This is a genomic window from Asanoa sp. NPDC050611 (genome assembly GCF_040654855.1).
GTDB lineage: Bacteria > Actinomycetota > Actinomycetes > Mycobacteriales > Micromonosporaceae > Asanoa.
This window is the reverse complement of record NZ_JBFAIU010000017.1, coordinates 32,966-48,621: the sequence shown is the minus strand read 5'-3', so window position 1 is coordinate 48,621 and position 15,656 is coordinate 32,966. Positions and strand designations below refer to the sequence as shown.

Below are 15,656 nucleotides of genomic sequence, written 5' to 3'. Positions count from 1 at the left end.
GCCACCGCCCACGCGGCCATATCCGCGGTCAAGGCGACCTCAGGACCATCGTCGGCCTCAGCCAGGGCGGTCAGATCCGTGGCCGGGCCACCTTCGGACGGTCTCAGGCCTCAGGCCCGGGCGGCCAGATCCGCGGCCACGGCAATCTCCGGGCCGACGTGGGCCTTACGCCCACGCGGCCAGATCAGCGGCCAGAGCCGCTGCCGGACCGCCATGGGCGCTATGCCCAGGCGGCCGGGTCCGCGGTCAGGTCGCGGACGCGGTCCGGGAGCTTGCCCGTCGCCACGTCGTGGATCGAGACCAGGTCCAGGATCTCGCGTTCGCTCGCTCGCAGGGCGATCCAGACCTCCTGCAGCGCCGCCGCGGCACCTGAATAACCCAGGTCCTCCGGGCGTTGGCCGCGGACGTTGGCCAGCGGGCCGTCGATCGCCCTTATCACCTGCCCCAGCCCGATCTCCCGCGCCGGCCGGGCCAGCCAGTAGCCACCGTCCGGGCCCCGCTGGGCGTGCACCAGGCCCGCCCGCCGCAGTTGCAGGAGGATGCTCTCGAGGAACTTCGGCGGGATGTCCTGCGCCTTGGCCACCTGCTCGGCGGTCATCGGCGACGGGGCCGCGGCGCCGTCCTGATCAGCCGCGGCGGCCAATTCAGCCATCGCGCGCAGTGCGTAGTCGACCCGTGCGGACAGTCGCATGGCACTAATCCTATCGGGTACGTATAACCGAATGGATCATGCGCCCACGCGGCGGAGGAGGCCCTCCTGGACCGCGGTGGCGATGTTGGCTCCTGACGTCGTGAACATGCGGCCCGTGGCCAGGCCGCGGCCGCCCGACGCCGACGGGCTCCAGCAGTCGTAGAGGAACCACTCGTCCGCCCGGAACGGCCGGTGGAACCACAGCGCGTGGTCCAGACTGGCGCCGATCACGCCGCCCGGGCCCCAGACCTCGCCGTGCACCGAGAGGACCGAGTCCAGGAGCGTCATGTCCGACGCGTAGGTGAGCGCGCAGGCGTGCAGCAGCGGATCATCAGGCAGCTTGCCGTCGATGCGCATCCACACCCGCTGGTGCGGGTCCGCGCGCCGGTCGCCCGGTGGGACCCAGCCCGGCTCACCGACGTAGCGCACGTCCAGCGACCACGGCACCGAGCTCCAGATGCCCAGGCGCTCCGGGTAGGCACCCAGGCGCTCCCGCATCGTCGGGACCTCCTCCGGCCCCGGCACGTCCAACGGTGCCGGCGCCTGGTGGTCCAGGCCGTCCTCGTGGCGGTGGAACGACGCCGACATGAAGAAGATGGTCTTGTCGTTCTGTACGGCCACCGAGCGGCGCACCGAGAACGAGCGGCCGTCGCGGATGTTCTCCACCCGGTACTCGATCGGCTGGCCCGACTCACCCGGCCGCACGAAGTAGCCGTGCAGCGAGTGCACCGTGCGCGACGGGTCGACCGTGCGGCCCGCCGCCACGAGGGCCTGGGCCGCGACGTGGCCGCCGTACACCCGTTGCAGGCCGACGACCGGCGTGGTGCCGACGAACGTGTCCTCGGACCGCCGCTCGAGGTCGAGCATCCGGACCAGGTAGTCGACCGCCGACTGCCCGCCCTCGGGCATGGCGCCGGACGTCACGGAATCTGGCGCTGCACGGTGGCCGGGTCGACCAGCGAGCCGATCAGGTGCACCCGCAGCGTGTTGGTCGAGCCGGGCGTGCCGGGCGGGCTGCCGGCCACGACCACCACGTAGTCGCCCGGCTCGGCCCGGCCGAGGCCGAGCAGCGCCCGGTCGACCTGGCGGAACATGTCGTCGGTGTGCTGGACGAACGGCATGTGGAACGTCTCCACACCCCAGCTCAGCGCCAGCTGGGCGCGCACCTCGGAGACCGGGGTGAAGGCCAGCAGCGGCAGCTCGCAGTGGAGCCGGGCGAGGCGGCGGACCGTGTCGCCGGTCTGGGAGAACGCGACCATCGCCTTGGCGCCGACGGCGCGGGCGACGTTGGACGCGGCGATGGTGAGCGCGCCGCCGTGCGTACGCGGGTCGTGCTGCAGGCGCGGCACCGGCATCCCGCCGGCCTCGGTCGTCGAGATGATCTTCGCCATCGTGCTGACCGTGAGCACCGGGTACTTACCGACGCTGGTCTCGCCGGAGAGCATCAGCGCGTCGGCGCCGTCGAGCACCGCGTTGGCCACGTCGGAGGCCTCGGCGCGGGTCGGGCGGGCATTCTCGATCATCGAGTCGAGCATCTGGGTCGCGACGATGACGGGCTTGGCGTCCTCGCGACACATCTGCACCGCGCGCTTCTGCACCAGCGGCACCTGGTCGAGCGGGAGCTCCACGCCGAGGTCGCCGCGGGCGACCATGACGCCGTCGAAGGCGTCGACGATCTCCTCGAGGCGCTCGACCGCCTCGGGCTTCTCCACCTTGGCCAGGACCGGGCGGCGCACGCCGACCTCGTCCATGATCGAGTGGACCAGCTTGGCGTCGTCGGGCGAGCGGACGAACGAGAGCGCCACGAGGTCAACGCCCAGGCGCAGGGCGAAGCGCAGGTCCTCGGTGTCCTTCTCGGACAGCGCCGGCACGCTCACCGCGACGTTGGGCAGCGAGACGCCCTTGTTGTTGGAGACCGGGCCGCCCTCGATCACGAGCACCCGGATGTCGTTGCCGTTGACCTCGGTGACCTCGACCGCGACCTTGCCGTCGTCGATCAGCAGGCGGTCACCGGGCCGGACCTCCTGGGGAAGCTTCGAGTAGGTGCAGGACACCCGGTCGGCGGTGCCGACGATCTCGTCGCTGGTGATCACCACGGAGTCGCCGGTGCGCCACTCGTGCGGGCCGTCGGCGAACCGGCCGAGCCGGATCTTGGGGCCCTGCAGGTCGGCGAGCACCGCGACCGCGCGGCCGGCCGCGTCGGCGGCCTCGCGCACCAGCTTGTAGATCGCCTCGTGGTCGGCGTGGTCACCGTGGCTGAAGTTGAGCCGCGCCACGTCCATACCGGCGTCTACGAGCCCACGGATCCGCTCCGGCGAGGAGGTGGCTGGGCCCATCGTGCAGACAATCTTCGCGCGGCGTGTCACGCCCATGAGGCTAGTCTCTTTCCCGGATCGTCCTCGTAACCGGCTTCTGTCGGGAATCCGAACAGTTGCCGTCACCGCCGTCATCTACCGCCGGTGACCGTCAGCGAGCCTACTCCCAGCACGAGCACCGATGGCACCCGACTGACGGTCACCGAGCGTTAAAAAAACGTCACGCCGCGAGGGGTACGGCCGCCGGATCGACCGGAGTCGGCAGCTCGCCCTCGCCACCCAGGTACGAGTGGATCGCCGACGCGGCCGCCCGCCCCTCGGCGATCGCCCACACGATCAACGAGGCACCCCGGTGCACGTCACCGGCGACGAACACCCCGTCGGTGCCGGTCTGCCAGTCCGGCCGCGCGTCGACCGCGCCACGCGCGTTGCGCGCCACGCCGAGCTGGTCGAGCAGCGGCTGCGGCTCGGTGCCGTCGAAGCCGATGGCCAGCAGCACGATGTCGGCCGGCAGCTCCCGCTCGGTGCCCGGCACCACGTGGATCCGGCGGTGGCCGTCGACCTTGGTCACGGAGACCTCGGCGATCCGGACCGCCCGCACCGCGCCGGTGCCGTCGTGCACGAACTCCTGCACGCCGACCGCGAAGTCGCGCGAGCCGCCCTCCTCGTGGGCCGGGTAGTTCCGCAGGATCCACGGCCAGGTCGGCCACGGGTCCCGGGCCTCGTCCCGGACCGCCGGCGGCTCCGGGTAGAGGTCGAGCTGGTACACCGCCGCCGCGCCCTGCCGGTGGGCCACGCCGAGGCAGTCGGCCGCGGTGTCGCCGCCACCGATGATCACGACGTGCTTGCCCGCCGCGTCGATGGGCGTCGAGGACGCCAGGCCGGCCGCCACCCGGTTGGCCGGGACGAGGTGCTCCATGGCCAGGTGTACGCCGCGCAGCCCGCGCCCGGGCGTCGCCGGCGTGTCCCGGCTCTGCAGCGCGCCGCAGGCCAGCAGCACCGCGTCGAACTCGGCCCGGAGCTGGTCCGCGGTCACGTCCACGCCGACGTTGACGCCGGTCTCGAAGACCACGCCCTCGGCGAGGAGCTGCTCCACCCGGCGGTCGATGTGCGACTTCTCGAGCTTGAAGTCCGGGATGCCGAACCGCATCAGCCCGCCGACCCGGTCGTCCCGCTCGAACACCGTCACCGCGTGCCCGGCCCGGGCGAGCTGCTGCGCGGCCGCGAGGCCCGCGGGACCCGACCCGACCACCGCGACCCGCTTGCCGGACGCGTGCCCGGCGGGCTGGGGCGTGACCAGCCCGAGGTCGAACGCCCGGTTGGCGATCTCGACCTCGACCTGCTTGATCGTCACGGGCGCGCCGCCGGCGATGCTGAGCACGCAGGACGCCTCGCACGGCGCCGGGCAGAGCCGCCCGGTGAACTCCGGAAAGTTGTTGGTGGCGTGCAGCGACTCCGCGGCCGACGCCCACTGCCCGGTGCGGACCAGGTCGTTCCAGTCCGGGATCCGGTTGCCGAGCGGGCAGCCCTGGTGGCAGAACGGGATGCCACAGTCCATGCAGCGGCTGGCCTGCTCGCGGATCAGCCCGTCGTCGGCCGACGGGTAGACCTCGCGCCAGTCCTGGATGCGGACCGGCACCGGGCGCCGCTGCGGCAGCCGACGCTCGTGGTGCAGGAAACCCTGTGGATCAGGCACGTGCTACCTCCATGACAGCCGTGTCGACGTCATGGCCGGCAGCCTCGGCGGCCCGGATGACCGCCATGACGCGCTTGTAGTCGCGCGGCACGACGGCGGTGAACTCGCGGGCCGCTTCCGGCCAGCGCTTGAGCAGGTCCTCGGCGACGGCCGAGTCGGTCTCCGCGAAGTGGCGCTGCACGAGCGCCTGCACGGTGACCTGCTCGTCGTCGGAGAGCGGGGTCAGCTCGACCAGCTCGGGGTTGACCCGAGCGGCGTCGGCGCGCCACAGGTACGCCGTGCCGCCGGACATGCCCGCCGCGAAGTTGCGGCCGGTCGGGCCGAGCACGACGACGGTGCCGCCGGTCATGTACTCGCAGCCGTGGTCGCCGACGCCCTCGACCACCGTGGTGGCGCCGGAGTTGCGGACCGCGAACCGTTCGCCGACCCGGCCGCGCAGGAACAGCTCGCCCCCGGTCGCTCCATAGAGGATGGTGTTGCCGGCGATGATCTGCTGCTCGGCCACGAACGGCGCGTCGACGTGCGGGCGCACCACGACCCGGCCGCCGGACAGGCCCTTGGCGACGTAGTCGTTGGCGTCGCCGTGCAGCCGGATGGTCACACCGCGGGGCAGGAACGCGCCGAACGACTGGCCACCGGTGCCGACCAGGTCGAGCTCGATGGTGTCGTCGGGCAGCCCTTCGCCGCCGAACCGCCGGGTGACGGCACCGCCGAGCATCGCGCCGACGCTGCGCTGGTCGTTGCGGACCGCGACGGTGGCCCGCACGGGTGTGCCGTCGGCCAGCGCCGGTGCGGCCAGCTCCACGAGCTGGTTGTCGAGCGCGCGGGCCAGACCGTGGTCCTGCTCGCGGACGCGGCGGCGGGCCGCGCCCTCCGGCAGGTCCGGCACGTGCAGCACCGGCGACAGGTCGAGCCCGTTGGCCTTCCAGTGGTCGATCGCCGGTGCCAGGTCGAGCAGCTCGGCGTGGCCGATCGCCTCGTCGATCGAGCGGAACCCCAGCTCGGCCAGGTAGCCGCGGACCTCCTCGGCGAGGAACTCGAAGAACGTCACGACGAACTCCGGCTTGCCGGTGAACTTGTCGCGCAGCTTCGGGTTCTGGGTGGCGATGCCGACCGGACAGGTGTCGAGGTGACAGACCCGCATCATCACGCAGCCCGAGACGATCAGCGGCGCGGTGGCGAAGCCGAACTCCTCGGCGCCGAGCAGCGCGGCGACGACCACGTCGCGGCCGGTCTTGAGCTGGCCGTCGACCTGCACGGTGACCCGGTCCCGCAGCCCGTTGAGCAGCAGCGTCTGCTGCGTCTCGGCCAGCCCCAGCTCCCACGGGGTGCCGGCGTGCTTGAGCGAGTTGAGCGGGCTGGCGCCCGTACCCCCGTCATGTCCGGAGATCAGGATGACGTCGGCCTTGAGCTTGGCGACGCCCGCGGCCACGGTGCCGACACCGACCTCGGAAACGAGCTTCACATGTACGCGCGCCGCCGGGTTGACCATCTTGAGGTCGTGTACGAGCTGCGCCAGGTCCTCGATGGAGTAGATGTCGTGGTGCGGCGGCGGCGAGATCAGCCCGACGCCCGGCGTGGCGTGCCGCGTCTTCGCGATCCACGGCCACACCTTGTTGCCGGGCAGCTGGCCACGGGCCGCGCGAGGTCCGTGCGGCGATCGCCCGTGGCGAGCACGTCAGCACTCTGGCGTTCTCGGAGGCCGGCTCGCGCAGCCACTTCTGGGCGCCGATGAGCACGGCGACGCCGGACGGCGCGATGGTCCGCCTCGACGCCCGCAAGAGCTGGGTCACCTCGGCCGGGGAAGCTGACAGCTATGTCTGGTCGAGCAAGCCCTTGGCCGCGCCGGGCCCGATGACGCTCTGGTTCGTGCCGTCCGATGCGGACGGGCTGCGGGTCTCCGGGCGCTTCGATGGTGTCGGCCTGCGGGGCAACGCCTCCAGGCCGGTCGCGGCCGAGGGGGTCGCGGTGCCGGGCGCCGCAATGCTCCGCGACGACGGTGCCGGTCTCGACATCGCGCTGGGCACGGCGCTGCCCGTCTTCCTGACCGGGAACGCCGCGTTCTGCGTGGGCCTGACCACCGCGCTGCTCGACGAGGCCGCGACGCATCTGACGAACACCCGCCTGGAACACCTGGACCAGACGCTGGCCGAGCAACCGGTGACGCGCACCGAGTACGCGCGGCTCCGCACCCGGGGCGACGAGGCCCGCGCCTTTCTCGCCGACACGCTCGCCGCGCTCGCCGGCGGACGCCCCGACGCCACGCTGCGCGTGCTCCAGGTCAAGGCCGTCGCCTCGGAGGCCGCCTCCGAGGTGGCCGACGGCGTGATGCGCCTGTGCGGCGGCGCCGCCTTCCGCAAGGAGCTCGGCGTCGAACGCCGTTTCCGGGACACCCTGGCCGCGCGCGTGATGGCACCGACGACGCCGGCCCTGCGCGACTTCGTCGGCCGTGCCACGCTCGGCCTGCCGCTGTTCGACGGCGCGTCGTGATGGACGACCAGACGTTGCTGATGGGGGCCGTCGCGTACAACCCGAAGGTCGTCACCATCTGGGCGGGCTTCCGCCGCGCGCTGCGCGACTCGGGGCTGCCGTTCGACTTCCTGCTCTACTCGAACTACGAGCGGCAGGTGGAGGACCTGGTCGCCGGCCGGATCCACGCGGCGTGGAACTCACCTCTGGCGTGGCTGCGCGCCCAGCGGCTGGCCAACGCCGAGGGCCGCACGGTGCGGGCCGCCGTCATGCGCGACACCGACCGGGATCTGACGTCGGTCGTCGTCGTCCGGTCCGACTCCGACGTGACGGCGCCGGGCGACCTGCGCGAGCGTACGGTCGCCGTCGGGGCGGTCGACTCGCCCCAGGCCACGCTGATACCGCTGGCGCACCTGCGGGCGGCCGGCGCGTCGGATCTCGACGTGCGCCGCTTCGACGTCGGCGTCGGACTGCACGGCGACCACATCGGCGGCGAGCGGGAAGCCGCCCGTGCGCTGGCGGCCGGCGAGGTCGACGCGGCATGCATGATCGACGCCAACCATCTCGCGTTCGCCCGCGAGGGCACGCTCGCGCCGGGCGGCACCCGGATCGTCGCTCAGAGCGCGCCCTACGACCACTGCAACATGACGCTCGTCGACACGGCGCCGGCCACGCTCGCCGACCGGTTCGTCGAGCTGCTGCTGGCCATGTCGTACGCGGACGACGCGGTCCGTCCGCTGCTCGACCTGGAAGGGCTGAAGGCGTGGCTTCCGGGCCGGACCAGCGGGTACCTCCAGTTGGACCGGGCGGTGGACGAGGAGAGCTTCTACGACGCCAAGGGTCAGGTGACCGCCGCGGGTTACACGCCATGACGACGGCCCGGCTCGACCTGGAACGGCTCGGCTTCGAGCAGGGCGCCCACATCCTGGTGGAACGCGCGCTGCGCGAGGTTCCGCCGGGCGGAGGGCTGCGCGTCGTCGGCGATGATCCGGCGCTCGCCGTGCACCTGCGGACCTGGTGCAGGAGCCGAGGGCACCGGTTCGCTGTCGAGGCCGACGGCTGCCTGGTCGAGCCAGGCTCGGGAGACACCCAGCGCTGGGCCGGCGCACAACGGGCCGGTGGGCCGGAACCGGAGGGCATCGTGCGGCGGCCTCCGGCCCACTGGGGGCTGGCCGCCCGCGGTGCGTTGGTGGAGGCCGGCGGCGCGGTGCCGCCTGGGTTCGACGTCGCCGACCGCGACGTGGTCTGGGCGGATCTCGCCCCGCGGTTGTACGCGCACGCCGCGGCGGCGCAATGGGACCCTGCGACGGCGGTCGACTGGTCCGCCGCCACCGGCCGTGCCCTTCCGGCGGACATCGAAGCCGCGGTCGTCCAGGTGATGACGTACCTGGTCGAGAACGAGCAGGCCGCCCTCGTGATCCCGGCGCGGCTGCTGGCCCGGGTGCATCCCCACTTCCGCGAGGTGCAGCAACTGCTCGCCGTGCAGGCCGCCGACGAGGCCCGGCATGTCGAGGTCTTCACCCGCCGTGCCCTGCTGTTCGGGACGCGGATGGGGACCTCGTCGGTGGGCGGGCGGGCCTCGCTGACGAGCCTCCTTCACGAGGCCGACTTCTCCCTGGCGTCGTTCCTGCTCTCCGTCCTCGGTGAGGGCAGCTTCCTCGCGTTGCTCGGCTTCCTCGACGAACACGCACCCGACCCGGTGACCCGGCAGGTCACCCGCTTGGCCCGGATCGACGAGGCCCGGCACGTCGCCTTCGGCGTGGCCCACCTGGAGCATCAGGCCGCCGTGGACCCGACCCTGCGCGGGCGGCTCCGGGCCGCGGTCGAACGACGCCACGACTCGCTCGTCGACACGGCCGGCCTCAACGCGGACGTGTTCGACGGGTTGGTCGTGCTCGCCGCCGGCGAATGGACCCCGGCCGCGATCGCCCGGGGCTACCGCGCCGTGCAACGGCTCCAGACGGCGATGGACGACGGTCGCCGGCAACGCCTCGAGCGGCTCGGGTTCCCACCGGACGAATCGGCTGAACTGTCGGCATTGCACACCCGCAACTTCATGTGAACCTCGTCGCGACCGGAGCCGCGGTCGGTGCGCCGGCCAACCCCGCCGTAGATTCTTGGCAGTGAACGCGGAGGAGGCGCTCGGTGAACGTTGACGCATATCTCGAACGAGTGGGACTGCCCCGGTCGGCGCCGACGGTGTCCTTCCTCCAGGCCTTGCACGAGGCGCACGTGCGTACGTTCACGTTCGACAACATCGACGTGCTCCTCGGTCAGCATCCGGGCGTCGAACTGCCGGCGCTCGAGGCGAAGTTCGTCGGGCGGGGGAGAGGCGGGTACTGCTTCGAGCACGCCACGCTCTTCGCCGCGGCGCTGGACGCGCTGGGTTTCCAGGTCGAGCGTCGGTTGGGGCGCGTCGGCGACGTGCGCACGTCGCCCCGCACGCACTGCGTCGTCATCGTCTCAGCGGAGGGACAGCGGTGGCTGGCCGATCCGGGATTCGGGCACAGCCTGCTGCATCCCATCCCGCTTGCCGACGGCGCCCACGACGACCACCGCGGATGGTCGTTCCGGCTGGCGCGGCACGACTCGCCCGACACCGGAAAGGCGTGGCAGTTGCAGCGCCTGCGGGAGAGCGGCTGGGAGGTGATGCACACGATCGACGAACTCCCGGTCCACCAGGTCGACGTGCGGGTGGGCCACCACTTCACCAGCACGTACCCGGAGTCGCACTTCCGGCACGGCCTGATGCTGACCCGCCACCAGCCCGACCGGCACGTCTCGCTCACCCACCAGACGGTGACCGTCCGGCGGCCCGGTGAACCCACCGAACACCGCACGCTCGCCCCGGGGGAGCTGGACAAACTACTCGTGGACCTCGAGGTCGGGCTGACCGCGGACGAGACCGCACGGCTGCTGGCGACAGTCGACCGCCTCGTCGGCGCTCGCTGACCCGCGGGCTCAGTTCCCGCAGCCGCCACCGCAGCCGTCGCCGCCGACGCTGGGCGGGAGATCGGTGCGATGGTGTCCGGGGGCTCCGAAGCGGGACGATCTGCCCTCACCCGTGAGGTGCCGCAGGCAGGTCGTTCCGCGCAGTCCGTGGCACTGGCCACGGCCACCGCAGTCCGCGAGGTAGTAGCGGCCACCATCGACGGCAAGCTGCCGGTCGATCGAGAACAGCAACGGGAGCCGATCGGGCTCGCAGCCCTCGTCCTCGCAGGCCAGTTGGAAGGTGGCCAGCAGGTGACGGGATCGGTCGGCTGATTCGGCACGCTGCTCGGGCACATGGTGCAGGAACCGCCCGAACGCGGCCTCGCAGAACGCCGCGTACTCCCGCGTGTCCAGGACCATCTCGTGCCAGAGATCGTCCACGACAACGGAAGGCATCGACAACTTCGCGCGTGGATGACGCGCGGCGAGGCGGAACCACTGCCGGGCCGCAGCCTCCACGGTCCGCACCTGGTCGGGGCTGAGGTGCTGATGCTGGCCCGCGAACCGCAGCCGGACGTTGCTCGGAAACACGAAGCTGTCGACGGCGGCCGTCCGGCGGGACTTTCCTCGAGCAAGAAATCGATTCATGTCTCGACCTGCGCAAGTCCAATGTGCTGCGAATGAGGTCCCGCAACTGACTGTACGCCCGTAGTCAGAGTTGGGGCAGCACCCGCGAGGCGATGAGGTCCACGTGGTCCAGGTCTGACATCTCGGTGATCCGGACGTGGATCCGGGTCGCGCCGACCGCCGCCAGTTCTCCGATGCGTTGCACCAGCGCGTCCGGCGGGCCGATCACCGGGTCCTCCGGCGGCAGCGCGCTCTTCACGTGGAGTGGGGCCGCCCGGCGGCGTGCCTCGTCGTCGGTGCGGCCCAGAGCCGCGACCACCCCGGCCGACAACGCGACGCTGCGGCCGTACCGCTGGCTCGCCGACCGGACCCGATCGAAGCCCGCCGCGGTCTCGCTGACCGATTTGAAGGGCATGTTGAACTCGTCCGCGAAGCGGGCGACCAGCTCCGGGGTCCGCTTCGGACCCTTGCCGCCGACGATGATCGGTGGCCCGGGCCGCTGCACCGGCTTGGGCAGGGCGGGCGCGTCCACCAGGCGGTAGTGCTTGCCCTCGAAGCTGAACGGCCCCGGCGCGCGCCACAATCCCCGGATGATTTCCAGCTGCTCGGCCAGCCGGTCGAAGCGCTCGCCGACGGGTGGGAAGGGGATGCCGTACGACAGGTGCTCGCGCTCCAGCCAGCCGGCGCCCATGCCCAACTCGACCCGGCCGCCGCTCATCGCGTCGACCTGGGCCACCATGATGGCCAGCGGGCCGGGCAGCCGGAACGTCACGGGGCTGACCAGCGTGCCCAACCGGATCCGGGAGGTCTCGCGGGCCAGCCCCGCCACCGTGAGCCAGGCGTCGGTGGGGCCCGGCAGGCCCGGGTCCGCGCCCATCGCCTGGTAGTGGTCGGCGCGGAGCAGGCCCTCGAAGCCGGCGTCCTCCGCGTGCCGGGCCAGGCGCAGCTGGTCGTCATAGGTCGCGCCGCGGTGCGGCTCGATGAACAGGCAGACACGCATGGGCCGTCCCTGTGCCATCACGAGTTCGTGGAGTTCGACAGTGCAGTGAGACGGATCATCCGCGTACGCCCCCGATCACAGTGACAAAGCCGTAATGCACGAATTGTCCAGCGGGACCAACCTCGCATCGACGATCCTCTACGCTTCGCGGGGGGAGGTAAAGACGGTGAGAAGAAAATCCTTCGCCCGTACGCTCGTGGCCGTCGCACTCGCCGCGAGCCTTGCTTCTTGCGGCGGCAACGAGGCCCCCGTCGAGTCGCCCAGCCTGGAAAAGGTCATCTACCTGACGTCCTTCGGCCAGTTCGGCCGCGACGCGTACGCCTATGTCGCCAAGGAGAAGGGTTTCTTCCGCGAGGCCGGCTTCGACGTCGAGATCAAGGCCGGCACCGGCAGCGGCGACAACATCAAGCAGGTCGTCGCCGGCCAGGCCCAGTTCACCCCGATCGACCTGACCGGCGGCCTGCTCGCCGCGGGGGGCGACGGGAAGGTCACCGGCTTCACCATGGTGGCAGCGATCCAGCAGCGCACCATGGCCGCCATCATGTCGCTGGAGGGCTACGGCGTCGGCAAACCCGCCGACCTCGAGGGCAAGACCGTGGCCGATCTGCCGGGATCGGTCGTGCGCAACCTCTTCCCGACGTACGCCAAACTGGCCAATGTGGACGTGAAGAAGGTCAACTTCGTCAACGGCACGCCGCAGACGCTCTTCGGCACGCTCGCACAGCGCAAGGTGGACGCCATCGGCCAGTTCGTCGTCGGCAAGCCGACGATCGAGGGCATCGCCAAGGGGAAGTCCGCCGTGTTGCTGCCATACAGCGACTTCCTGCCCGACCTCTACGGCAACGCGTTGATCACCTCCAGCCAGTACGCCAAGGACAACCCGGAGAAGGTCAAGAAGTTCAGCGCGGCGCTGCTCAAGGGTCTGGAGACCGCGATCGGCAACCCCGACGAGGCCGCCGCCGTGCTCAAGCAGAACGCGCCGACCACCGACCTGAAATCGGCTGCCGCCGAACTGACGCTCATGGGGCCGTTCGTCCAGGGCTCCGGCGTGCCCGCGGGCTCGCTCGACAAGGAGCGGATCGCCCGCAGCATCGCGATCCTCGAAGAATCCGGGCAGATCCAGGCCGGGCTGACGCCGGAGCAGGTGGTCAGCTTCGATCTGGTGCCGGGTGCCTGACCCGGACCGCCGCACCGGCACCGCCGTGGCCTGGCCCGTCCTGGGCCTGGCCATAGCGGTTGCCGCGTGGTGGTTCGGCACGGAGATCTTCGCCGTCGACACGGTCGTGCTGCCCTCGCCGCCCGAGGTGGTCGACGGCTTCAACCGGTACCGCGAGTTCCTGCTCACCGAGACCTGGCACACGACCCTGGCCACGATTGTCGGCTTCGTGCTCTCGATGGTCGTCGGCGTGCTGATCGGCGTGGCCATCGCGGCGTGGGGCCCGTTCGAGCGGATGTTCTCGCCACTGCTGGTCGCGTTCAACGCCGTGCCCAAGGTGGCGCTCGCACCGCTGATGCTGATCTGGTTCGGCTACGGGCGCACGCCGATCCTGGCGATGGCGTTCATGGTCTGCTTCTTCCCGATCGTGCTGTCCACCGCGACCGGCCTCACCACCACCCCCGCCGACCTCGCCGAGCTGGCCCGGTCGATGGACGCGTCGCGGCTGCAGACCTTCGCCCGGGTGCGCCTGCCGGCCGCACTGCCGCAGATCTTCGTGGGGCTCAAGGTCGCGATGCCGCTCGCGGTCATCGGCGTTGTGGTCGGCGAGATGCAGTACGGCGAGAGCGGCCTCGGCATGATCATCGTCCAGACCGGCGGTCAGGGCGACACCGCGACCGCCTTCGCCGCGATCAGCCTGCTGGCGGTGCTCAGCATCGTGCTCTACTACGTGCTCGTGCTGATCGAGCGGCTGTTGCTGCCGTGGGTGCGGGCGACCACGTCGCAGCGCTGACACCTACCCCGGCATCACGCCGGCGATCTGCTGCTTGCCCGTCAGCCGGCGGAGGGTGTTCTCCAGCATCGTTCGCTGGACGAACAGGTCGTGCTCGGTGGCGTCCTGCGGGTCCTTGAAGTAGAACGACAGCCACTCCTGCACGCCCGCAAGCCCCGCCCGCTGGGCCAGGTCCGTGAAGAGCACCAGGTCGAGCACCAGAGGCGCGGCCAGGATCGAGTCGCGGCACAGGAAGTCGACCTTGATCTGCATCGGATAGCCCAGCCACCCGACGATGTCGATGTTGTCCCAGCCCTCCTTCTGGTCACCGCGCGGCGGGTAGTAGTTGATGCGCACCTTGTGGTGGAAGTCGCCGTAGAGCCCGGGGAACAGGTCCGGCTCCAGGATGTGCTCCAGCACGCCGAGCTTGGACTTCTCCTTGGTGCGGAAGCTGTCCGGGTCGTCCAGCACCTCACCGTCGCGGTTGCCGAGGATGTTGGTCGAGTACCAGCCCGCGAGCCCGAGCATGCGGGCCTTCACCATCGGCGCGAGCACGGTCTTCAGGAGCGTCTGGCCCGTCTTGAAGTCCTTGCCCGCGATCGGGACGCCGGTCGTGTGCGCGAGCTCCGTCATCGCCGGCACGTCGACGGTGAGATTGGGCGCACCGTTGACGAAAGGCACACCCTCCTTGAGCGCCGCGTACGCGTAGAGCATCGAGGGCGGCACGGTCTCGTCGTCCGCGTCCATCGCGGCTTCGAACGCCGCCAGGTCATCGTGTGCCGGACCGGGCTCGATGTAGACCTCGGTGGACGCGCACCAGATCACCACCAGCCGGTCGCAGGAGTGCGCCGCCTTGAAGTCGCGGATGTCCTTGCGGATGGCCTCGGCAAGCTCGCGCCTGGTCCCCGCGGGCTTGACGTTGGTGCCGTCGAGCCGCCGCACGTACTGCTGCGCGAAGATGGCCGGCATGGGCTCGATCTCTTTCAGCGCGGTCGCGATCGGTTCGATGTGGGCGTGCCGGTCGAGCACACCGCACTTGAGTGCGGCGTCGTAGGCCGTGTCCGAGATCGGATCCCAGGCGCCGAAGACCAGCTGGTCGAGGCCGGCCAGGGGCACGGTGTCGCGGATGGGCCGCGAGCCGTCCCCGCCGAGGCTGATGGTGCCCAGCTGCGAGAGCGAGCCGACGGGCTCGGCGAGGCCGCGGCGGATCAGCTCGACGCCGGCGATGAAGGTCGACGCCACGGCGCCGAGCCCTACGGTCAGGACGCCCAACCTGCCGGCGGGGGGCTCGATGTGCTGCTTGGATGTCTCCACGGGTCTCCGATCATCGAGGATGCTGGGGCTGCTTCGGCTTCCGAACGGTTGGTGTCTCGCGCAAGGGGCGAAGCTCGCCGCCGAGTGCCGCGAGCCGCCGCAAGGTGTAGGAGGCTGCGTCGAACGCCGTACAGCCGCGATAGATCCGGCCGTATTCGTCGAAGAGCTGGCCGATGAACTCGCGCTCGCCGACCTCCGCCGGGGTCCAGCGGTCCCAGAGGACGCGTTGCACCGCCTGGGTCACGTCCGTGGCCGGGTCCTGGAACACGATTTCGTAGCCCTGTTCGCGGAGGGCGCCGATCAGGTGCTCGGCCGCCTTGGCCTGCATGCCGTCGGCGAGGCGCCCGTCCTCGTACGCGATGCCGGGAAAGTCGATCGGCGCCCAGGCGAAGTCGTCAGGCCGCATGAACCTGAAGACGAACGTCCGGCGCAGCACTTCCTCGACATGCTCGGCCAGGAGGGCGCGCCGGCCCTGCCCGGGTCGCCGGCTCTCCCAGACACGGATCTCCTCGGCCCGGTCGGGATCCCAGCCCGCCATGCCGCCGACCAGGACGTCCGGCTCGGGAAACTCCGGGTACCGCAACCGCCACATGCTGACCGTCTTCGCCTCGACGTCGAACATCGCCGCGATGTCGGCCACGCTGAGCATCTCTCTCACCATCGCCCTGCCCCTCTCACCGGGGTT

The 15,656-nt window shown here is 71.2% G+C and carries 14 protein-coding genes and 1 pseudogene; 6 read left to right on the top strand and 9 right to left on the bottom strand.

The features are described from left to right. Positions 1 to 220: 220 nt before the first annotated feature. The 5 genes and pseudogenes from AB0H87_RS05050 to AB0H87_RS05030 form a co-directional block, all read right to left on the bottom strand. Positions 221 to 691 (bottom strand): Rrf2 family transcriptional regulator, encoded by a 471-nt coding sequence (locus AB0H87_RS05050; protein WP_360139802.1) that lies wholly within the window; start codon positions 689 to 691, stop codon positions 221 to 223. Between the two features lie 36 nt (positions 692 to 727). Continuing rightward, the gene (locus AB0H87_RS05045; protein ID WP_360139817.1) at positions 728 to 1,600 is read right to left on the bottom strand and encodes an acyl-CoA thioesterase II; all 873 of its coding nucleotides are present in this window, start codon (positions 1,598 to 1,600) and stop codon (positions 728 to 730) included. Positions 1,601 to 1,611: 11 nt separating this feature from the next. Further along, positions 1,612 to 3,063: a pyruvate kinase gene (pyk, locus tag AB0H87_RS05040; protein ID WP_360139799.1), complete on the bottom strand. Its 1,452-nt coding sequence runs from the start codon at positions 3,061 to 3,063 to the stop codon at positions 1,612 to 1,614. A 163-nt stretch (positions 3,064 to 3,226) separates the two neighbouring features. Further along, positions 3,227 to 4,681, bottom strand: coding sequence for a glutamate synthase subunit beta (locus AB0H87_RS05035; RefSeq protein ID WP_360139814.1), 1,455 nt, complete (start codon positions 4,679 to 4,681; stop codon positions 3,227 to 3,229). Further along, positions 4,617 to 6,335, bottom strand: a pseudogene (locus tag AB0H87_RS05030) (glutamate synthase-related protein); the annotation flags it as partial. The gene AB0H87_RS05035 and the pseudogene AB0H87_RS05030, both read right to left, overlap by 65 nt. 26 nt (positions 6,336 to 6,361) lie before the next feature. Here AB0H87_RS05030 and AB0H87_RS05025 point away from each other — a divergent pair. The 4 genes from AB0H87_RS05025 (at position 6,362) to AB0H87_RS05010 (ending at position 10,123) form a co-directional block, all read left to right on the top strand. After that, complete coding sequence (locus tag AB0H87_RS05025) at positions 6,362 to 7,192, top strand: acyl-CoA dehydrogenase (RefSeq protein ID WP_360139811.1); 831 nt, start codon at positions 6,362 to 6,364, stop codon at positions 7,190 to 7,192. Continuing rightward, positions 7,192 to 8,043 (top strand): PhnD/SsuA/transferrin family substrate-binding protein, encoded by an 852-nt coding sequence (locus AB0H87_RS05020; protein ID WP_360139796.1) that lies wholly within the window; start codon positions 7,192 to 7,194, stop codon positions 8,041 to 8,043. The genes AB0H87_RS05025 and AB0H87_RS05020 overlap by 1 nt, the downstream gene beginning before the upstream one ends. Continuing rightward, a complete protein-coding gene (locus AB0H87_RS05015; RefSeq protein ID WP_360139793.1) occupies positions 8,040 to 9,233 on the top strand; it encodes a ferritin-like domain-containing protein in 1,194 nt (397 codons plus the stop codon). Before AB0H87_RS05020 ends, AB0H87_RS05015 begins: the two co-directional genes overlap by 4 nt. A gap of 83 nt (positions 9,234 to 9,316) precedes the next feature. Continuing rightward, positions 9,317 to 10,123 (top strand): arylamine N-acetyltransferase, encoded by an 807-nt coding sequence (locus AB0H87_RS05010; RefSeq protein ID WP_360139790.1) that lies wholly within the window; start codon positions 9,317 to 9,319, stop codon positions 10,121 to 10,123. A gap of 9 nt (positions 10,124 to 10,132) precedes the next feature. On the opposite strand, the gene AB0H87_RS05005 is transcribed toward AB0H87_RS05010, so the two are convergent. Both AB0H87_RS05005 and AB0H87_RS05000 read right to left on the bottom strand, forming a co-directional pair. Then, complete coding sequence (locus AB0H87_RS05005; protein ID WP_360139787.1) at positions 10,133 to 10,750, bottom strand: hypothetical protein; 618 nt, start codon at positions 10,748 to 10,750, stop codon at positions 10,133 to 10,135. A 64-nt stretch (positions 10,751 to 10,814) separates the two neighbouring features. Beyond that, a complete protein-coding gene (locus tag AB0H87_RS05000) occupies positions 10,815 to 11,729 on the bottom strand; it encodes an LLM class F420-dependent oxidoreductase (RefSeq protein WP_360139784.1) in 915 nt (304 codons plus the stop codon). 166 nt (positions 11,730 to 11,895) lie between these two features. Between AB0H87_RS05000 and AB0H87_RS04995 the strand changes: the two genes are divergently transcribed. Further along, a complete protein-coding gene (locus AB0H87_RS04995; RefSeq protein ID WP_360139781.1) occupies positions 11,896 to 12,906 on the top strand; it encodes an ABC transporter substrate-binding protein in 1,011 nt (336 codons plus the stop codon). Continuing rightward, positions 12,899 to 13,678: an ABC transporter permease gene (locus AB0H87_RS04990; protein WP_360139778.1), complete on the top strand. Its 780-nt coding sequence runs from the start codon at positions 12,899 to 12,901 to the stop codon at positions 13,676 to 13,678. Before AB0H87_RS04995 ends, AB0H87_RS04990 begins: the two co-directional genes overlap by 8 nt. A gap of 3 nt (positions 13,679 to 13,681) precedes the next feature. Here the strand turns inward: AB0H87_RS04990 and AB0H87_RS04985 are convergent, their stop codons facing one another. Then, entirely contained in the window at positions 13,682 to 14,971 is a 1,290-nt protein-coding gene (locus tag AB0H87_RS04985; RefSeq protein ID WP_360139775.1) for an inositol-3-phosphate synthase, read from the bottom strand. Positions 14,972 to 14,981: 10 nt separating this feature from the next. Beyond that, a complete protein-coding gene (locus tag AB0H87_RS04980; RefSeq protein WP_360139772.1) occupies positions 14,982 to 15,620 on the bottom strand; it encodes a hypothetical protein in 639 nt (212 codons plus the stop codon). Positions 15,621 to 15,656: the final 36 nt, after the last annotated feature.

What these genes read in the sequence shown, in the direction of transcription:
- AB0H87_RS05050 (WP_360139802.1), bottom strand. Translation starts at nt 691, where the DNA reads ATGCGACTGTCCGCACGGGTCGACTACGCACTGCGCGCGATGGCTGAA.
- AB0H87_RS05045 (WP_360139817.1), bottom strand. Translation starts at nt 1,600, where the DNA reads ATGCCCGAGGGCGGGCAGTCGGCGGTCGACTACCTGGTCCGGATGCTC.
- pyk (WP_360139799.1), bottom strand. Translation starts at nt 3,063, where the DNA reads ATGGGCGTGACACGCCGCGCGAAGATTGTCTGCACGATGGGCCCAGCC.
- AB0H87_RS05020 (WP_360139796.1), top strand. Translation starts at nt 7,192, where the DNA reads ATGGACGACCAGACGTTGCTGATGGGGGCCGTCGCGTACAACCCGAAG.
- AB0H87_RS05015 (WP_360139793.1), top strand. Translation starts at nt 8,040, where the DNA reads ATGACGACGGCCCGGCTCGACCTGGAACGGCTCGGCTTCGAGCAGGGC.
- AB0H87_RS05005 (WP_360139787.1), bottom strand. Translation starts at nt 10,750, where the DNA reads ATGAATCGATTTCTTGCTCGAGGAAAGTCCCGCCGGACGGCCGCCGTC.
- AB0H87_RS05000 (WP_360139784.1), bottom strand. Translation starts at nt 11,729, where the DNA reads ATGCGTGTCTGCCTGTTCATCGAGCCGCACCGCGGCGCGACCTATGAC.
- AB0H87_RS04980 (WP_360139772.1), bottom strand. Translation starts at nt 15,620, where the DNA reads ATGCTCAGCGTGGCCGACATCGCGGCGATGTTCGACGTCGAGGCGAAG.